The sequence below is a fragment of the Corynebacterium callunae DSM 20147 genome (assembly GCF_000344785.1).
In the GTDB taxonomy this organism is placed as follows: Bacteria; Actinomycetota; Actinomycetes; order Mycobacteriales; family Mycobacteriaceae; genus Corynebacterium; species Corynebacterium callunae.
In genome coordinates this window covers 1,980,356-1,998,476 of record NC_020506.1, presented here as the reverse complement: position 1 = coordinate 1,998,476, position 18,121 = coordinate 1,980,356, and the positions used below count along the sequence as shown (strand labels likewise).

Below are 18,121 nucleotides of genomic sequence, written 5' to 3'. Positions count from 1 at the left end.
GTGCTAGACCTCTGCGCCGACCTCAACGCGGGCGCGAGGAGTGCGCCACTTACGTGGCTGCACGGAGCGGGAATAGGCGTAATAGCCCAGGCCAAAGCCAGTTTCGGTGGTCTCTGGGAACTTCGCACGAGCAGCCTTGTTTACGCGGAAACCGGTGGCGATACCCTCCGCAAAGAACACTGCCATCAACAACATTGCAAAGATAGATGCAGTGGCTGCAAACTCTGGATAGAAGTTACCAATAAGCATGATGATCAACAGTGCAATGGCAACTGGCATCACGAAGTTGGAGACAAAACGGCGGGCATCTACCCAATCGCGGGCAAATCGCTTAACCTCGCCCTTATCGCGATCCATCAAATAAGCTTCTTCGCCACGATCCATCGCAGCCTGTGCTTCACGCTGGCGCTTGAGGCGAGCATCGCGCTCTTTTTGCTTATAAGCCTTGTACTCTTCCTTAGACATAGAAGCCTTAAGCTCCTTGCGCTTTTGACGCTGCTGTCCATAAGTTTCAGTAGGAGCAAGAGACTGGCGGCCAACGATGCCACGCTCCAGCTCAACTTCACGGCGCTTGGGAGTTGGGCGACCCTTTGGAGGGGTATAACCCTTTGGTAAAGGCTGAGCAGGCTCTGAGCTTTGCGCAGTGGTTGAGCTAGGAGTGGAGCTTTGCGCGCCATTAGCTGCGCTTTCTGCTCCTTCGGTTGACTTATTTTTATCCCACGGAAGTTTCACACTCAACAGGCTACAAGGAAAACCTTAAATTTCGGGAATAGGGGTGCCCATCGAGCTGTTGTAATTGTGCAGAAGACCTTTTAATGGAGGAATTTGCACAGGTGAAAGCCTAAGTCGAGTCCCTTAAATGAAGGTCTGGAAAATTTCATAAAAAATCTAAGGTTTACCTACCATGTGAGTCTAGGTAGGGTAGGCACTATCAACATTGTTTCCCAAGCACTTGAATCTTTTAGAGCTGTGGCTCCTAGGATTTAAGGCCCCGGGGAGTAAACTGCAAGCCATCATTGAAGTTCCGGCCCATATTGGGCCGATAGTTAAGGAGACTAAAGCGATGACCGCTCCATCAACCAACACCGGCGTTATCCTGACCGAGGCGGCCGCATCCAAGGCTAAAGCTCTCATTGACCAAGAAGGTCGCGATGATCTAGCACTGCGTATCGCCGTTCAGCCAGGTGGCTGCTCTGGCCTGCGTTACCAGCTCTACTTTGATGACCGCACCCTGGACGGCGACAAGGAAGACAACATTGGCGGTATCCGTCTTGTTGTAGACAAGATGAGCACCCCTTACCTGCTTGGCGCTCAGATCGATTTTGCTGACACCATTGAGCAGCAGGGCTTCACCATCGACAACCCTAACGCAGGCAGCTCCTGCGCTTGTGGCGACTCCTTCAACTAAGAAGTACTCTCCACAACTTAAAAAATCTGCGCTGTGTCCTTCCTTTGGGGGAGGGCACAGCGCAGATTTTCTTTTAGTGGGTCTTAGGTTTTTTGGGGTGGGACGCCCGGTTTTAGGCGGCGTCCCCACTCCAATTTGAACTCTTAGCTTTTAAAGCTTTTAGAGCTCGACTGGGTATTCGCGGTTTTCAATCTGTGGATCGATGCGGTTTTCCACAAAAATGCCGTGCCACACCATGAAGGCAAGTACGGTCCACAGACGACGAGAATGATCCGAGGTGCCGGCGCGGTGCTCGTTGAGCATCTCCATAACAGCCTTCTTATTAAAGATCTCATCAGTTTGAGAGTCCTGAATGGTATCTTGTGCCCAACCAAAGAGCTCATCGCCTGCCAACCAGTGGCGCATTGGAACAGGGAAGCCCAACTTCTTGCGGTGCAAAACGTGAGGTGGAACGATCTGCTCTAGAGCCTTGCGCAGCGCATACTTGGTAGTTCCATTGGCAATCTTGAGATCATAAGGAATGGTCTCTGCAACCTTGAAAACTTCCTTATCCAAGAATGGAACACGCAGCTCAAGGGAATTAGCCATATTAATCTTGTCAGCCTTGACCAAGATATCGCCACGCATCCAGGTGAATAGATCGAGGTGCTGCATACGAGCCACTGGATCAAATCCGCGAGACTGTGCATAAATCGGAGCAGTGACTTCGCGGTGATCCCATTCCGGCTTGGCCCAAGGAATAACGCGCTGCATCTGCTCAAAGTTAAAGGAGCGAGCATTGCCATAATAACGCTCTTCCATGGTCATAGAACCGCGCTCTAGCAGGGACTTACCCTTCATACCATCTGGTAAAACCTTGCTGAGCTGGCCCAAACCACGACGCAGTGGGGAAGGGATCTTTTCAAAAGGTGCCAAGGACAAAGGCTCCTTATAAATGGTGTAACCGCCGAAGAGCTCATCTGCACCCTCGCCGGACAGCACAACCTTCACGTGCTTACGTGCCTCGGCTGCCACAAAGTACAAAGGAACCAAAGAAGGATCGGCTACTGGATCATCCAAGTACCACATGATCTTTGGAATGGCATTGGCATATTCCTCAGGGGAAACAATCTTAACGATGTGCTCCGCACCAATCGCAGCGGCAGATTCTGCAGCCACATCAACCTCGGAGTAGCCCTCACGCTCAAAACCAGTGGTGAAGGTCAAAAGATTTGGGTTATGGCGCTTTGCAAGCGCCGCGATAGCTGTTGAGTCGATGCCGCCAGACAGGAACGAGCCGACAGTCACGTCAGCGCGCATGTGCTTTTCGACGGAATCCTCGAGCACTCTAGCAATACGATCAAAGAGATCTTGCTCCTTGCCCTTGACTACAGGCTGGACTGGGAAGCGTGGTTTGAAGAAGCGCTTTTGAACCAGATTTCCACCTGGCTTTACAGTGGCGGTACAACCGGATTCCAAACGACTAATATTAGCGTGCAGTGACTCAGGTTCTGGCACGTACTGCAAATCTACATAGTGCTCAATTGCGCGCTTATCAAGGCTGAGATCTAGATTCATCTCAGCAGCCATCTCTAGGATGGTCTTCTTCTCTGAGGAAAATACCGTGCCCTGCTCGGTGGTGGCAAAGAACAGTGGCTTGATGCCAAATTGATCACGAGCCAGGAAGAGAGTCTTTTCCTTGGTATCCCAAATAGCAATGCCAAACATACCGCGAAGGTGCTCAACAACAGACTCGCCCCAGTGGTGGAAGCCCACCACAATTGGCTCGCCATCGCCGGAAGTATTAAAGGAATAACCAAGTTCAATTAGCTCTTGGCGAAGCTCAACATAGTTGTAGATCTCGCCATTAAAGGTCATGGCATAACGATCAGGCTCATCTGCTGGACCCCAACGCAAAGGCTGATGGGAATGTGCGATGTCAATAATAGATAGTCGGTTAAAGCCGAAAGCAGCATCCACATCGTGCCAGGTACCTGCATCATCAGGGCCGCGGTGACGCATGCACGGAAGGGCCCGCTTGAGAGCAGGAACAAAGTCTTCTGCATTTCCGTTAGCAGTCAAAATGCCGAGCAGGCCGCACATGGGAAAGGTCCTCCTGAAATAGGTGAAAGGTATCTCTAATCGGATCTGTGAACTTTTAAAGTTACGACCCTAATGACACCCGGTGTGAAAACAACCTCAACGATACGGCGAATTGCGAGACAGAGTAAAAAGGGCTCGCCTAAACAGCGTAAAAAGGCGGAGTAGGGGAGAGAAACTTACCTGTGAAGCAATTGAAAAAAGCGTTGCAAGACTACGTCAGAGCAATAAATGCACCATAAAAGGCCTGTGGGGGTAATGGTGGGGGAGTTATAAGGGCAATCAAAAGGATGATGGTATGTGACGTGGCCAACATGTATTAACCGGTCAATTGCGCTATAACCATTAACTTCCTGGCTATCGGCGCAGTTAGACGTGCTTTGCTGCCTGCTTAGACTTAAGTGTCAGAAGAATAAATGCCCAATTGCAAGATATGGAAACGGCTGGCAAATAGGCTATTCTGCGAAGATAGAAATGACCGTAAGGTCTCTGGTTTTTGTGTGGACAGGAAGGCAGAACACACGTGGAACAGCAAAATAAGCGTGGTTTAAAGCGCAAGGCCCTGCTTGGCGGTGTCTTGGGCTTAGGTGGCCTCGCCATGGCAGGCTGTGAAGTGGCCCCTCCAGGTGGTGCGCTAGGAGAATTCCTCCGTATGGGATGGCCTGACGGCATCACCCCTGAAGCAATCGAGATGGGTAACTTCTGGTCCTGGGTCTGGGTTGCTGCCTGGATCATCGGCATCATCATGTGGGGACTCTTCCTCACCGCCATCTTCGCGTGGAACGCAAAGAAGGCTGAAAAGCGCGGCGAGGGCGAATTCCCTAAGCAGCTGCAGTACAACGTTCCTTTGGAACTGGTACTAACAATCGTGCCAATTATTATTGTCATGGTTTTGTTCTTCTTCACCGTTCAGACCCAGGACAAGGTTACCGCCCTGGATAAGAACCCTGAGGTTACCGTCGATGTGACTGCATACCAGTGGAACTGGAAGTTCGGTTACTCCGAGATCAATGCTGATCTGGCACCAAACAACCAGGAATACCAGGGCACCGATGCGGAGCGTCAGGCAGCTGCCGAGGCTTCTCAGGAGGATCCAGCTGGCGACAACCCAATTCACGGTAAGTCCAAGTCCGATGTTTCTTACTTGGAGTTCAACCGAATCGAAACTCTCGGCACCACCGATGAGATTCCAGTTCTCGTCCTTCCTAGCAACACCCCAATCGAGTTCAACCTCGCTTCCGCTGACGTTGCTCACTCCTTCTGGGTTCCAGAGTTCCTATTCAAGCGTGATGCTTACCCACACCCAGAGGCTAACCAGTCTCAGCGAACCTTCCAGATTTCTGAAATCTTGGAAGAAGGCGCATTCGTTGGCCGTTGTGCTGAAATGTGTGGCACCTACCACGCTATGATGAACTTTGAAGTTCGCGTTGTGGATCGTGACTCTTTCGCTGAGTACATCAGCTTCCGCGATGCAAACCCACAGGCAACCAACGCTGAGGCTCTTGAGCACATCGGTGAGGCTCCTTACGCAACCTCCACCAGCCCATTCGTTTCCGAGCGTACCGAGACCCGCGACGGTGCAAACACCGAGAGCAACGCTTAAGAAGGAGCTGTAAAACTATGAAGTCTTCAGCAAAAATTATGTACGGCTTGACCGTATTCTTGGCCGCGATGGCTGTTACCTACATCTTCGCAACCATGCACGTTGATGATAAGGGCAGCACCCCTGGTCTTGAATGGGTTGGCGCTGTAGCTTTGGTTCTCTCCGCTGGTCTAACCATGATGCTTGGTGTCTACCTGCACTTCACCGAAGTTCGTGTTGACGTTCTTCCTGAGGACTGGGAAGAGGCAGAGGTTGCTGACAAGGCTGGTACCTTGGGCTTCTTCAGCCCAAGCTCCATCTGGCCTGCTGCTATGGCCGGCGCGGTCGGATTCCTAGGATTCGGCCTGGTTTACTTCCACTACTGGATGATCGTTGTTGGCGCACTGCTATTGGTTTTCACCACTGCAAAGCTCAACTTCCAGTACGGAGTTCCACGCGAGAAGCACTAAGACTTAAGGCTTATGCCTAACAGTTGAAACCCGCTTAACACATTGTGTTAAGCGGGTTTTCTAATGCCTTTTAAATAAGGAATAGTGAGATTCCAAATTTGGTTTATGGGGGAGATGCCAGGCAATTCCAAGTTAAAAAGTTCCCGCACCATTAAAGAAAACTGTAGTGGTGCGGCGAAGTGGGGGAGTGGGGCTAAATAACCCTGCAATAAGCTGCAAAAACGCAGGAGCGCGGGGGTCAACCGAAAGTTGGAAGAGAGTTCCCGCTTCGGGCTAAAAGCTTGTGACGTGTATCTCATGCAAAATGCTGCGCGGAAGCTAATTTACACTCTCAAAATTGCTGGCATTGCAGATTGTAGAGCTTAAGATTCAAATTTGCGTTAGCTGTGAACGCTTTAACCTGCACTTATGTAGTAGTCGGATGAAAGTACCTAAAAGTTCCACGATTATTCAAAAAAGATTTGGAAAAAGTGGGTCAAATTCACCGAAAAACCGGGGTTCAAACTTTCAATTGAAACGGGGGGCATGAAGTGACTTTAGCGAGCTAAACGGCCATACTAGATAACGTGACGAGCGCAGTTGGAAATACAGGTATGGCAGCACCACAACGTGTTGCAGCACTGAACCGTCCCAATATGGTCAGTGTTGGCACCATTGTGTTCCTGTCTCAGGAATTAATGTTCTTCGCCGGTTTGTTCGCGATGTACTTCGTGTCCCGTGCGAATGGACTGGCAAATGGATCATGGGGAGAGCAGTCCGAGCACCTAAACGTGCCTTGGGCATTGTTGATTACGGTCATCTTGGTCTCCTCATCGGTTACTTGCCAGTTCGGAGTCTTTGCGGCCGAAAGGGGTGACGTATACGGCCTCCGCAAATGGTTCTTGGTAACGATTATTCTGGGTACAACCTTCGTTTTGGGTCAGACCTATGAGTACATTGAACTAGTTCATCATGGACTAACCATTCAAAGCAGTGTCTATGGTTCAGCTTTCTTCATTACCACCGGGTTCCACGCAGCCCACGTGATCGCAGGAATTCTTGCTTTCGTGATTGTCTTGATGAGAATCCAGAAAGCTAAGTTCACCCCGGCACAGGCAACCGCAGCAATGGTTGTGTCCTACTACTGGCACTTCGTTGACGTGGTTTGGATCGGCCTCTTTATCACGATCTATTTCATTCAGTAGGCCTGAAGACTGCCAACGCTTAGGGAATTCCCTGAGTGGCAGCCCTAAGCCCTTCACTTCCAAGTCGAGATTCAAAGGGAAATGATGGAAACCAACCCGCAGACCACCGAGGCAGCCACCACGGCTAAGCCCTCGGCAAAGAAGGTCAAGAATCGCCGTAAAGTCCGGCGTACAGTGGCCGGCGCTTTGGCGCTGACCATCGGACTGAGCGGAGCAGGAATTCTCGCTACCGCGATCACTCCTGATGCCCAGATCGCAACCGCAGATGTTGATGAGCAAGCACTTATCTCAGAGGGTAAAGACCTCTATGACGTTGCTTGTATTACTTGCCACGGTGTCAACCTCCAGGGTGTACAGGACCGTGGTCCTTCCCTCATTGGTGTTGGCGAAGGCGCCGTATACTTCCAGGTTCACTCCGGTCGTATGCCAATGCTGCGCAATGAAGCTCAGGCTGAGCGCAAGGCACCTCGTTACACCGAGGCACAGACCTTGGCTATTGCTGCATACGTTGCAGCCAATGGTGGCGGACCTGAACTCGTTTATAACGAAGACGGCACCCTCGCCATGGAAGAACTCCGTGGCGAGAACTATGACGGACAGATCGATCCTGCCGACGTCGCTCGCGGCGGAGACCTCTTCCGTCTGAACTGTGCATCTTGCCACAACTTCACCGGTCGTGGTGGAGCGCTTTCCTCCGGTAAGTACGCACCAAACTTGGATGCTGCAAATGAGCAGGAAATCTACCAGGCAATGCTCACAGGTCCACAGAACATGCCTAAGTTCTCCGATCGTCAGCTCTCCGCTGATGAGAAGAAGGACATCATCGCGTTCATTAAGTCCAGCAAGGAAACCCCGTCCCCAGGTGGCTACTCACTTGGTGGCTTGGGCCCAGTTGCTGAGGGACTCTTCATGTGGGTATTCGGCATTTTGGTCCTCGTGGCCGCCGCTATGTGGATTGGATCACGTTCATGAGCAACAACATCAACAAGCAGTACACCAAGCAAGAACTCAACGCTATGAGCAATGAGGATCTGGCTCGTCTAGGCACTGAGCTTGACGACGTCACCATCGCTTACCGCAAAGAGCGTTTCCCAATTGCTAATGACCCAGCAGAGAAGCGAGCATCTCGCCTCATTAACTTCTGGCTCATTCTGGGAATCATCGGCGGCCTGGGATTCCTTGCTACCTACATCTTCTGGCCTTGGCACTACAAGGGCCACGGAGACGAAGGTCTTTTCCTTTACACCCTTTACACCCCAATGCTGGGTATCACCTCAGGTCTTTGCATCTTGGGACTTGGCTTCGCCGTAACTCTTTACGTAAAGAAGTTCATTCCTGAGGAGATCGCAGTACAGCGTCGTCACGATGGTCCTTCTGAAGAAGTTGACCGCCGTACCCTCGTTGCCTTGCTGAACGATTCTTGGCAGACTTCCACCCTTGGTCGTCGTAAGTTGCTCATGGGTCTTGCTGGCGGTGGAGCAGTCCTCGCAGGTTTGACGATCATTGCGCCACTTGGTGGCATGATCAAGAACCCTTGGAAGCCCAAGGAAGGCCCAATGGATGTTCAGGGCGACGGCACCTTGTGGACCTCCGGTTGGACCTTGATCGAGAACAACGTCAAGGTTTACCTTGGCCGCGATACCGCAGCAATTGCAGAGTCTCACACCGATGCAACCGGCGAGCACTGGTCAACCACCGGTGTTTCCCGCTTGGTTCGTATGCGTCCTGAGGATCTCGCTGCAGCTTCCATGGAAACTGTCTTCCCATTGCCAGAAGAAATGGTTAACGATGGTGCAGAATACGATCCTGCAAAGGACGTATATGAGCACCAGATGCACTCGGTTCACGGTCCTCGTAACGCTGTTATGTTGATCCGTCTGCGTACTGCAGATGCTGAGAAGGTTGTTGAGCGCGAAGGTCAAGAGACCTTCCACTACGGCGATTACTACGCATATTCAAAGATCTGCACGCACATTGGCTGCCCAACCTCTCTCTACGAGGCTCAGACCAACCGCATCCTGTGTCCGTGCCACCAGTCGCAGTTCGATGCTTTGCACTACGGCAAGCCAGTCTTCGGACCAGCTGCCCGCGCATTGCCACAGCTGCCGATCACTGTTGACGAAGAGGGTTACCTCGTAGCCGCAGGTAACTTCATTGAGCCTGTCGGCCCGGCATTCTGGGAGCGTAAGTCATGAGTCTAGCTACCGTGGGAAACAATCTTGATTCCCGATACACCATGGCTGCGGGTATCCGTCGCCAGATCAACAAGGTCTTCCCGACCCACTGGTCCTTCATGCTCGGCGAGATTGCGCTTTATAGCTTCATCGTCCTGTTGCTGACCGGTGTCTACCTGACCCTGTTCTTCGACCCTTCTATCACCAAGGTCATTTACGACGGTGCTTATCTTCCACTTAACGGTGTGGAGATGTCTCGTGCATACGAGACCGCACTGAACCTCTCGTTTGAGGTTCGCGGTGGACTATTCATTCGCCAGATGCACCACTGGGCAGCACTGCTCTTCGTGGTTTCCATGCTGGTTCACATGCTCCGTATCTTCTTCACTGGCGCATTCCGTCGCCCACGTGAAGCAAACTGGATCATCGGTGTAGTCCTGTTGCTCCTCGGCATGGCCGAAGGCTTCATGGGTTACTCCCTTCCTGACGATCTGCTTTCCGGCGTTGGTCTGCGCATTATGTCCGCGATCATCGTCGGTCTGCCAATCATCGGTACTTGGATGCACTGGATGATCTTCGGTGGAGACTTCCCATCCGAGGTCATGCTGGATCGTTTCTACATCGCACACGTTTTGATCATTCCAGGAATCATCCTTGGCCTGATCGCAGCTCACCTGGCACTCGTGTGGTACCAGAAGCACACCCAGTTCCCTGGAGCTGGACGTGCAGAGAACAACGTCGTCGGTGTTCGCATTATGCCGCTGTTCGCAGTTAAGGCAATTGCATTCGGTCTGATCGTTTTCGGCTTCTTGGCTTTGCTTGCTGGTGTTACCACCATTAACGCAATTTGGACCTTGGGACCATACAACCCTTCACAGGTTTCTGCTGGTTCCCAGCCTGACGTTTATATGCTGTGGACTGACGGTGCTGCTCGTGTCATGCCTGCGTGGGAGCTTTACCTTGGTAACTACACCATTCCTGCAGTGTTCTGGGTTGCTTTGATGCTGATGGTTCTGGTTGGCCTACTCATCTCTTACCCATTCCTTGAGCGTAAGTTCACCGGTGACGATGCCCACCACAACCTGCTGCAGCGTCCACGCGACGTTCCAGTTCGTACCTCCCTTGGTGTTATGGCTCTGGTCTTCTACGGGCTGCTGACCATCTCCGGTGGTAACGACGTTTACGCGATGCAGTTCCACGTCTCCTTGAATGCAATGACCTGGATCGGCCGTATCGGTCTGATCTTGGCTCCTGCGATCGCATACTTCATCACTTACCGAATCTGCATTGGCTTGCAGCGTTCTGACCGTGAGGTTCTCGAGCACGGTATTGAGACCGGTATCATCAAGCAGATGCCAAACGGTGCCTTCATTGAAGTTCACCAGCCTCTGGGACCTGTGGATGACCATGGTCACCCAATCCCACTGCCTTACGCCGGCGCAGCTGTTCCAAAGCAGATGAACCAGCTCGGCTTTGCAGAGGTTGAGACTCGCGGCGGATTCTTCAGCCCAGATCCTGTTGATATCAGGGAAAAGGCTGGCCATATCCAGCACGATAACCACGCTGAGGAGGCCGCAGCATTGCGTGCCCTCAACGAAGCAAATATTGAGCGTGACAAGGGAAACCACTAAGTCACTAGCTTAATTAGAAATGGACTCTCTTCGGAGGGTCCATTTTTTATGTCTACATGCCCGTGAGGTATCTCAATATTGCGATGGTGGGGCTATGCTGGAATCTTTGGCGATTGGTATGGAGGAACTATTTAGCCCCTTTAGAAGGACTGAGGGACAGTAAAACTTACTCCTTATATATAGGTATAAAAATGCTAGAAAATCAGTCATTAACTTGCTTTAGCTGACGCTTATTTTGAGTTGGTCATCAAGCTCATTTCAATGAGTGAAAGTCGGAGAAAATTTCTGTCGTTTGGCGCACCAAAAGCATCTTAAATGGCTTTCAAAATCTCCGGAAAATCCCGAGTTTTGAGGGTTCGTGAAGCTTAATGACTCTTTTTAAATCCAAGTGTGGGAAAGGTCACATAGGTTGCCCAGTGGCGGAAGGTGTGTCGTTTTTAAGAGCTTTTATTACATTTCGATAAACCGCAATGGTTGTCGAAGTCCCTGTTAAGGGCTCAATCGGTGGTATTTGGGCTAAAAGATAGTCCCGGAGATAAGTGAGTAATGCAAGTTAGTCTCGGTCAAATCAATCAACGATAACAGTTGTGTAACGGCATGGAATTGAAAGCGGAACTAGACAAGTCTTGATGCGGTTTCGTAACCTTATTGAGACCTTGCAGGACGGATTGGAAATATCTAATCCGCCAGCATCAGAGAAACAATAGAAAATGCTTAGTCGCTAGGCGGTATTTCTTAAGGCTCAAAGCCGAGAGGATAGCAACGATGCGAGCCGGGGAACCACACGTGTTCCTGGGGTGAATTTCCCACAAGGGCCGGATGTGTATATGCACAGATGGAAAGAGTGGAGATAGGGGCCTTCCGCTCCGAACCCGACAGCTAACTCGGTAGGCAAACAGGAAGATTTGGAGTTTCATCAGTGGGCAAGCACCGTCAAGTAAATTCGAACGCAACTCGTAATGTTGTAGCGGCATCTGCAGTTGCGCTCGGCGCTACCGCAGCAATTGCGCAGCCAGCGCAAGCGGCAGAGGTAGTAATCCCTGACACTGGTTACAGTGTCGAGGTTGCGGGCATTGAGAACGTACAAGGAATTAATAACGTTCCTGGTATTGATCAGTGGATTCCATCCCTTGCAAACCAGGCATCACCTGTTGCTTACTCAGCAGTTGTTGATGCTCCTGCAGGAGAAGCTCAAGCAGCTCCTGCACAAAGCACCGGACAAGCTATCGTCGATGTAGCTCGTTCCAAGATCGGTTCCCCATACGGCTGGGGTGCTGCTGGCCCTAACGCGTTTGACTGCTCTGGTCTTACCTCTTGGGCATACAGCCAGGTTGGCAAGTCTATCCCACGTACCTCCCAGGCTCAGGCTGCACAGGGCACCCCAGTTGCATACTCTGATCTTCAGGCTGGCGATATCGTAGCTTTCTACTCTGGCGCTAGCCATGTGGGAATCTACTCCGGACACGGAACCGTGATCCACGCACTTAACGAGAGCACTCCTTTGTCTGAGAGCCCAATCGACTACATGCCTTTCTACTCTGCAGTTCGTTTCTAATTTCCTAGAAACTCCTGCAGCACGATCCTCCATCTGTACTTTTCAGGTGGAGGATTTTTAATGTTCAAATGAAACGATTCGCTCCCGGAAGAAGATAAGTAACTAGGCTAAGATTTTCCACATTGATGGACCTAGTTTTTCTACTTGTAACCGCACTAAGGTTACTGGGGGAGTATTAGCTGTTTTGCTGAAATCTGCATTAGGGAGTTTTATGTTTACACGTCGTTGGGTTGGTCTGGTGAGCTCGTGCGTGCTGGTGTGCTCACTTTTGCAAAGCCCACAAGCAGCTTTTGCCACCGAAGTGGACCAACTCATCGCAGAGATGGACACTATTTCGCAAACGGTCTCAGCGCAGAATGAGGAAGTCAAGCAATTAGAAATCGATGTGACTGATCGTGAAGCTAAGGTCGCAGCAATCCAAGAGCAGGTATCCAAGCTTAAGCAGGAAGCTGATCAAGCTGCGCAAAACGTGCAGGCAAATCGGGGAGACATCGATAAGATTGCACAAGCCAAATATCGTGGCACGGTGCTAGATCCCCTGACCATTGCGGTATCAGCAGAAAATCCCCAAAATGCCATCGATCGCATGAGCTACCTTGGCACTCTGTCTAAATCCACCAGTGAAGTAGTGCAATCACTCCAAGCAGAGTCTAAGAAGTCTGCAGATGCCTTGGATGAAGCTAACCGGATGAAAGCCGAGGCAGAGTTCCAACTTGGGGATCTTAAAGCGCGGTTGGAAAAACTCAATCAGGAAAAGCAAGAGCTGGATGCCCAACAAATTGAGATTAGGGATCGAGTAAACCAGCTGTCACCTGAGGAACGCCAGGTGTGGATTGCTAAGAATGGTCCATTGGACATTAACCTTAGTGATTTTGTCGGTGCCGGAACTGGAGCATCTGCAGCTGTGGATGCCGCGCTTTCAAAGCTGGGCGCACCATATGGCTGGGGAGCAATTGGCCCCAATGAGTTTGACTGTTCTGGACTAATCTATTGGGCGTATCAGCAAATGGGCAAAACCCTGCCACGTACTTCGCAGGCTCAAATGGAAGGTGGAACCCCGGTCAGCAAGGACCAGCTGCAACCCGGCGATGTGATTGGCTATTATCCGGGGGCAACTCACGTGGGGTTGTATATCGGTGATGGCAAGATTGTGCACGCCTCGGATTACGGAATTCCCGTTCAGGTGGTATCTGTTGATTCAGCACCTTTTTATGGAGCCCGCCGCTACTAGTTTTTCACCTTTCAAAGGAGGCCTTTCGTGCCCACATCTCGCAGAACACTAGTAGTAACAAATGATTTCCCACCACGGGTGGGTGGAATTCAAAGTTATCTAAGAGATTTTATCGGCACGCAGGATCCCTCCACAATCACGGTTTTTGCCTCCACTCAAGATTCTCAGGAGGCACAAGCCTATGATGCCACTCTTGATTTTGAGGTTATTCGCTGGCCACGGTCGGTAATGTTGCCTTCACCCACCACCGCGCAGGCTATGGCAGAGATTATTAAGGCCAGAAATATTGACAATGTGTGGTTTGGTGCAGCAGCACCCTTAGCGCTTATGGCGCCTGCTGCCCGCCAGGCCGGCGCAAATATGATCATTGCTTCTACCCATGGCCATGAGGTGGGCTGGTCTATGTTGCCGGTGTCTCGGAACCTGCTGGGAAAAATCGGCAAAGAGGTGGACCTCATCACCTATATTTCGGATTACACCTTGCATCGTTTTAAAGATGCCTTTGGCGAAGACGCTAAATATCGCCATTTGCCCTCGGGCGTGGATATTCATACTTTTAAACCTGCCTCAACAATCCAAAAGCTCAACACTCGCGCAGCGCACGGTCTTGATTCGCAAGATCCGTTGATTCTATGTATTTCTCGGCTAGTCCCGCGCAAAGGACAAGACAGCCTGATTAAGGCCCTTCCAGCGGTGTTAAGGAAGTATCCAACTGCGCAGCTACTCATCGTGGGCAGCGGTCCCTATGAAGCAAAGTTACGCAAGCTTGCCACGCAGCTGAGTAAAAATGTGCAATTTTTGGGACGCTTAGATCATCAGGAGATGATTGACCTCCTGGCAACTGCCGATATTTTTGCCATGCCAGCACGTACACGTGGCAAGGGCTTAGACGTTGAAGGCTTGGGAATTGTTTATCTGGAAGCACAAGCTTGTGCGGTGCCGGTTATAGCCGGCACCTCCGGCGGAGCCCCGGAAACCTTAACCCCCGCTAGTGGCGTTGTTGTTGAGGGACGGGACGTCGACAAGCTCTCTGAAGCATTGTTGAAATTGTTGGATAATCCGCAGCTCCGCGCGGAAATGGGGGCTGCGGGGCGGGCTCATGTGGAGGAAAAGTGGGCTTGGGAAATCATGGGGCAACGCCTGACAGAGATTTTGCAAGGAGAGCCAGAATGATGGTTCATGGGCAATTGCTAGATATACTTTGAAAGATTATTTTCAAAATACCTTTGTCAAGAACGCGAGGCGCAAGTAAATGCCACTGAATCCGACCAGCTATGCGGTGGGCTTCGACATTGGCGGGACCAATATGCGTGCGGGAGTTATCGACGAAACCGGGCGAATTGTTAAGAGCCTGTCAGCACCTTCACCACACACTACCCACGCCATCGAGCAGGGAATAGCCAGCCTAACTGCACAGCTGCAGGCGGAATTTCCCATTGATGCGGTCGGCCTAGCCGTCGCAGGTTTTCTTGATCCTGATTGTGAGCGTGTGCGCTTTGCTCCGCATTTGCCGTGGCGTGATGAGCCAGTGCGCTCGCGTCTGGAGGATTTGCTGCAGCTGCCAGTTCGGCTTGAACATGACGCAAACTCTGCAGCCTGGGGCGAATATCAATTTGGTAGCGCGCAGGGCGAGGACAATTGGGTGCTGTTAGCCCTCGGCACTGGCGTGGGTGCTGCGCTGATTGCCGATGGCAAGATTTATCGCGGCGCTTATGGCACGGCTCCTGAATTTGGGCACCTGCGGGTAGTTCCTAATGGTCGGCCCTGCCCTTGCGGTAAACGTGGCTGCTTAGAGCGTTATTGTTCGGGTACAGCCCTGGTTGAAACTGCACGCGAGTTGGCTGCGCAGCCTATTTTTGCTGACAGCGAGCTGCTCAAACATCTTGATGGCTTAGCAGCAACCGATGTGAGTGGTAAGACCATTGCGCAGGCTGCTCGTGAGGGTGATTCCTTGGCTTTGGCAGTCATGGCTGATTTCACCACCTGGCTTGGTGAGGCGTTGTCCATTGTGGCTGATGTGCTTGATCCTGGTTTGATTGTTATTGGTGGCGGAGTCTCGCAGGACGCTGACCTGTATCTACCAGCTGCGGTGGAGCATTTTTCCACCCGCATCGTCGGTGCAGGCTACCGCCCCGTGGCGCGCGTGGGCACTGCACAGCTCGGCGCGGATGCCGGCATGATCGGCGTTTCAGACCTGGCGCGCAAAGCGCTTTAAAAGAGTGCTTTTCGACGCACCCTGCCATGCAATCGTGGAAGTTAAGGCAAATTATTGGCAGGGTGAAGTAGTCTTGTAAAGGAAACTCCGGAGGTACAACCTCTGGCTAATTTATGCGGAGAAAGGGATCCTTGAAACCATGAACAACAATTGGTACCGGGTATTCAAATACGTCCTGGTTGGCCCATTCTTGCGTGTTTATAATCGGCCAGAAATTGAAGGCGGAGAAAACATCCCTAGTGAAGGTGCCGCCATTTTGGCCTCCAACCACCAGGCAGTGATGGATTCCTTCTATTTCCCTTTGTTGTGCCCACGGCAGATTACCTTCCCAGCGAAGGCCGAGTACTTCACTGGAACTGGCCTCAAGGGCCGTTTTCAAAAGTGGTTTTTCACGGCAGTTGGCCAGGAACCGCTAGATCGCACCGCCGACAATGCCATGGATTCCCTCATGAATACCGCCAAAAAGGTATTGAGTAGGGGAGACCTCTTTGGAATTTATCCAGAGGGCTCTCGCTCACCTGATGGCCGAATTTACAAGGGTAAAACTGGCATGGCTTATGTGGCTATGGAAACCGGCGAGGAAATCATTCCCATCGCCATGATCGGCAGCCGCGATGCTAACCCAATTGGCACCACTATTCCGCGCCCTGCCAAAGTGAAGGTGAAGGTGGGAACACCCATCGATCCGCGCGCTTTTGTTGCAGAACAAGGGCTGGAACTGGGCAGCTATGAAGCAGCGCGACGGCTTACTGATCACGTGATGTTTATTTTGGCTGATCTCACCGGCCAGCCATATGTGGATGCCTATGCAGCTGATGTGAAGAAGTCTTTGGCCGCTGGCGAAGGCTTCCCACCAGGTACTGAACCTGCATAAAAGCAGAGCGGGGGAGGGGTGAGTGTGGCCTCATGCGGTTCTTGCAAGAGCGTGAGATGACACTCAGAAGCCCTATTAGCTTTTTATTTTTTGTTAAATGGCAGGTATCCTAGGAGAACAATAAGTTAAGACTTCGGAAAGTCACTGAATTTACTGAAATTTCAATGATTTTCTGGCAGTTTCAAGTCTGCTTAAAGATTCGATATTTGGTTGCGCGAGTGCCTTAAAAAGGCTTTCAACAGAGCTTTTTGAGTTCGCTGCCGAATGCTAGGAGCTCGCGTTAACGTGAACACTGGAGATTTGGGGCTAGTACCGCTTAAGGACACTGCCCCAAAACAAAGGATGGACTGGCCAGACATCGCAAAAGGATTATCAATCCTTGGCGTGGTGCTGCTCCATGTCACCATGGCTGTGCCAGAAGCCAATAACACCTTCTTAGCGCACCTGAATCTGCTCCTCGACCCCTTGCGCATGCCGCTGTTCTTTTTGGTCAGCGGATTTTTCTCAGTAAAGGTTCTTAACCAATCCTTTGGCCAGCTTTTCCGAGGCCGAATCTGGTTTTATTTGGTGCCCTATCTCTTTTGGGCTCCCATCAATCTTTACTCCTACAACCTGGAAGCCTTTGTTGTAGCTGGAGTTCCTTTGCCAGAAAGCAACCGGTATCTCGCAGTGATGGTTACGGCTGCGAATATGTATTGGTTCCTTTTCTTCCTGATGATTTTTAATATCGCACTCTGGGCTACTCGTAAATTCCCTGGCTGGGCAATTGTGGCGTTGATGTTTGTGCCATGGCTTTTTATGCCAGCTTTTAGTGAATATGAACTGGTGCGCAAGACCATTATCTTTATGCCGGCATTTTTTATTGGCGCTTATTTCCGGCCTCTAATTAATAATTTTGCCAAGGCAGCAACTAATCCCACCACCATTGTTATCGCCTTTATGCTTTATGTGGCAAGTCTCGCAGTGGAAGTTTTTTCTGATTCCATACGTGACCGGGAATCATATGGCGTGATCTTGCGGTCCCTAATTCATGCAAAGAATGGCTTTGCCACTGCGTTGGGCGGACAATTAACCCCCATGGATCTAGACCATGTTTCCGCACTGTTGCTCCGACTGTTGGCTCTGCCAGCTGGAATTGTGTTGTGTGTATGGCTGGGCAAAATCCCTCCGGTTGCTACCTTGCTAAAGTTTCTCGGCCGCCACACTTTGCCTATTTACATTGGACACGCCTTGGGTCTGACCATCTTCTTTGGTTATGGGCTGCGCTGGAACTTTATGCATATTGATAACACTTCTCCAAGTATGTGGCAGTGGACTAGTACCTGGATGGTTATCGCGTTTATGTGTGCAATGCTCGGTGCATATATGGTGCACTTGATTTCCAGAGTTCCAGTATTGGGATGGACTGTTGTTCCACCACGTTTGCCTGCTCCAGTAGATCTAAAACAAAAGAAGCTAGAGATCTCTAACAAGCGCCTGGTGCGTTCACATTCCCGATCCCAGGCCTAAGATCAAGAAAACCAAATTAGCCAAAAGGATGTGACAATGCGTTTTAAATTGCTTGCAGTTTCTCTACTAATCCTCGTATATATCCTGGTTGCAGCCTTAGATTGGGCACGGGAGATAATTGCACCATTGGTGGTTATTGCAATTGCTGCGGTGTTATTTTTCCCTCAAAGAAAGAAGAAATAACACCATCATCTTTTCGTCGAAAAGCG

General features: G+C 51.0%; 16 protein-coding genes and 1 riboswitch. Of the genes, 14 read left to right on the top strand and 2 right to left on the bottom strand.

What is annotated here, in order from left to right:
• Positions 1-3 precede the first annotated feature (3 nt).
• Positions 4-732, bottom strand: coding sequence for a DUF3043 domain-containing protein (locus H924_RS09360; RefSeq protein ID WP_015651723.1), 729 nt, complete (start codon positions 730-732; stop codon positions 4-6).
• Between the two features lie 331 nt (positions 733-1,063).
• Here H924_RS09360 and H924_RS09355 point away from each other — a divergent pair, with 331 nt between their 5' ends.
• A complete protein-coding gene (locus tag H924_RS09355) occupies positions 1,064-1,408 on the top strand; it encodes a HesB/IscA family protein (RefSeq protein ID WP_015651722.1) in 345 nt (114 codons plus the stop codon).
• A 159-nt stretch (positions 1,409-1,567) separates the two neighbouring features.
• On the opposite strand, the gene asnB is transcribed toward H924_RS09355, so the two are convergent.
• The gene (asnB, locus tag H924_RS09350) at positions 1,568-3,490 is read right to left on the bottom strand and encodes an asparagine synthase (glutamine-hydrolyzing) (RefSeq protein WP_015651721.1); all 1,923 of its coding nucleotides are present in this window, start codon (positions 3,488-3,490) and stop codon (positions 1,568-1,570) included.
• 520 nt (positions 3,491-4,010) lie between these two features.
• Between asnB and ctaC the strand changes: the two genes are divergently transcribed.
• The 13 genes from ctaC (at position 4,011) to H924_RS14385 (ending at position 18,095) form a co-directional block, all read left to right on the top strand.
• A complete protein-coding gene (ctaC, locus tag H924_RS09345) occupies positions 4,011-5,090 on the top strand; it encodes an aa3-type cytochrome oxidase subunit II (protein WP_015651720.1) in 1,080 nt (359 codons plus the stop codon).
• Positions 5,091-5,107: 17 nt separating this feature from the next.
• On the top strand, positions 5,108-5,539 hold the full coding sequence (gene ctaF, locus H924_RS09340; RefSeq protein WP_015651719.1) for an aa3-type cytochrome oxidase subunit IV: 432 nt from the start codon (positions 5,108-5,110) through the stop codon (positions 5,537-5,539).
• 566 nt (positions 5,540-6,105) lie between these two features.
• A complete protein-coding gene (ctaE, locus tag H924_RS09335) occupies positions 6,106-6,723 on the top strand; it encodes an aa3-type cytochrome oxidase subunit III (protein ID WP_155861951.1) in 618 nt (205 codons plus the stop codon).
• A gap of 81 nt (positions 6,724-6,804) precedes the next feature.
• Positions 6,805-7,695 (top strand): cytochrome bc1 complex diheme cytochrome c subunit, encoded by an 891-nt coding sequence (gene qcrC, locus H924_RS09330; RefSeq protein ID WP_211208100.1) that lies wholly within the window; start codon positions 6,805-6,807, stop codon positions 7,693-7,695.
• On the top strand, positions 7,692-8,918 hold the full coding sequence (qcrA, locus tag H924_RS09325; protein WP_015651716.1) for a cytochrome bc1 complex Rieske iron-sulfur subunit: 1,227 nt from the start codon (positions 7,692-7,694) through the stop codon (positions 8,916-8,918). Before qcrC ends, qcrA begins: the two co-directional genes overlap by 4 nt.
• Positions 8,915-10,528, top strand: coding sequence for a cytochrome bc1 complex cytochrome b subunit (gene qcrB / locus H924_RS09320; RefSeq protein WP_015651715.1), 1,614 nt, complete (start codon positions 8,915-8,917; stop codon positions 10,526-10,528). The genes qcrA and qcrB overlap by 4 nt, the downstream gene beginning before the upstream one ends.
• A 736-nt stretch (positions 10,529-11,264) precedes the next feature.
• Positions 11,265-11,436, top strand: a riboswitch (cyclic di-AMP (ydaO/yuaA leader).
• An 11-nt stretch (positions 11,437-11,447) separates the two neighbouring features.
• A complete protein-coding gene (locus H924_RS09315; RefSeq protein WP_015651714.1) occupies positions 11,448-12,083 on the top strand; it encodes a C40 family peptidase in 636 nt (211 codons plus the stop codon).
• Between the two features lie 211 nt (positions 12,084-12,294).
• Positions 12,295-13,314, top strand: coding sequence for a C40 family peptidase (locus H924_RS09310; protein WP_015651713.1), 1,020 nt, complete (start codon positions 12,295-12,297; stop codon positions 13,312-13,314).
• 27 nt (positions 13,315-13,341) lie between these two features.
• Complete coding sequence (locus tag H924_RS09305; protein ID WP_029703297.1) at positions 13,342-14,487, top strand: glycosyltransferase family 4 protein; 1,146 nt, start codon at positions 13,342-13,344, stop codon at positions 14,485-14,487.
• A 79-nt stretch (positions 14,488-14,566) separates the two neighbouring features.
• Positions 14,567-15,529 (top strand): ROK family glucokinase, encoded by a 963-nt coding sequence (locus tag H924_RS09300; protein WP_015651711.1) that lies wholly within the window; start codon positions 14,567-14,569, stop codon positions 15,527-15,529.
• A 139-nt stretch (positions 15,530-15,668) separates the two neighbouring features.
• Entirely contained in the window at positions 15,669-16,403 is a 735-nt protein-coding gene (locus H924_RS09295) for a lysophospholipid acyltransferase family protein (protein ID WP_015651710.1), read from the top strand.
• A gap of 285 nt (positions 16,404-16,688) precedes the next feature.
• Positions 16,689-17,912: an acyltransferase family protein gene (locus tag H924_RS09290; protein WP_029703295.1), complete on the top strand. Its 1,224-nt coding sequence runs from the start codon at positions 16,689-16,691 to the stop codon at positions 17,910-17,912.
• A gap of 36 nt (positions 17,913-17,948) precedes the next feature.
• Entirely contained in the window at positions 17,949-18,095 is a 147-nt protein-coding gene (locus H924_RS14385; protein ID WP_015651708.1) for a hypothetical protein, read from the top strand.
• Positions 18,096-18,121: the final 26 nt, after the last annotated feature.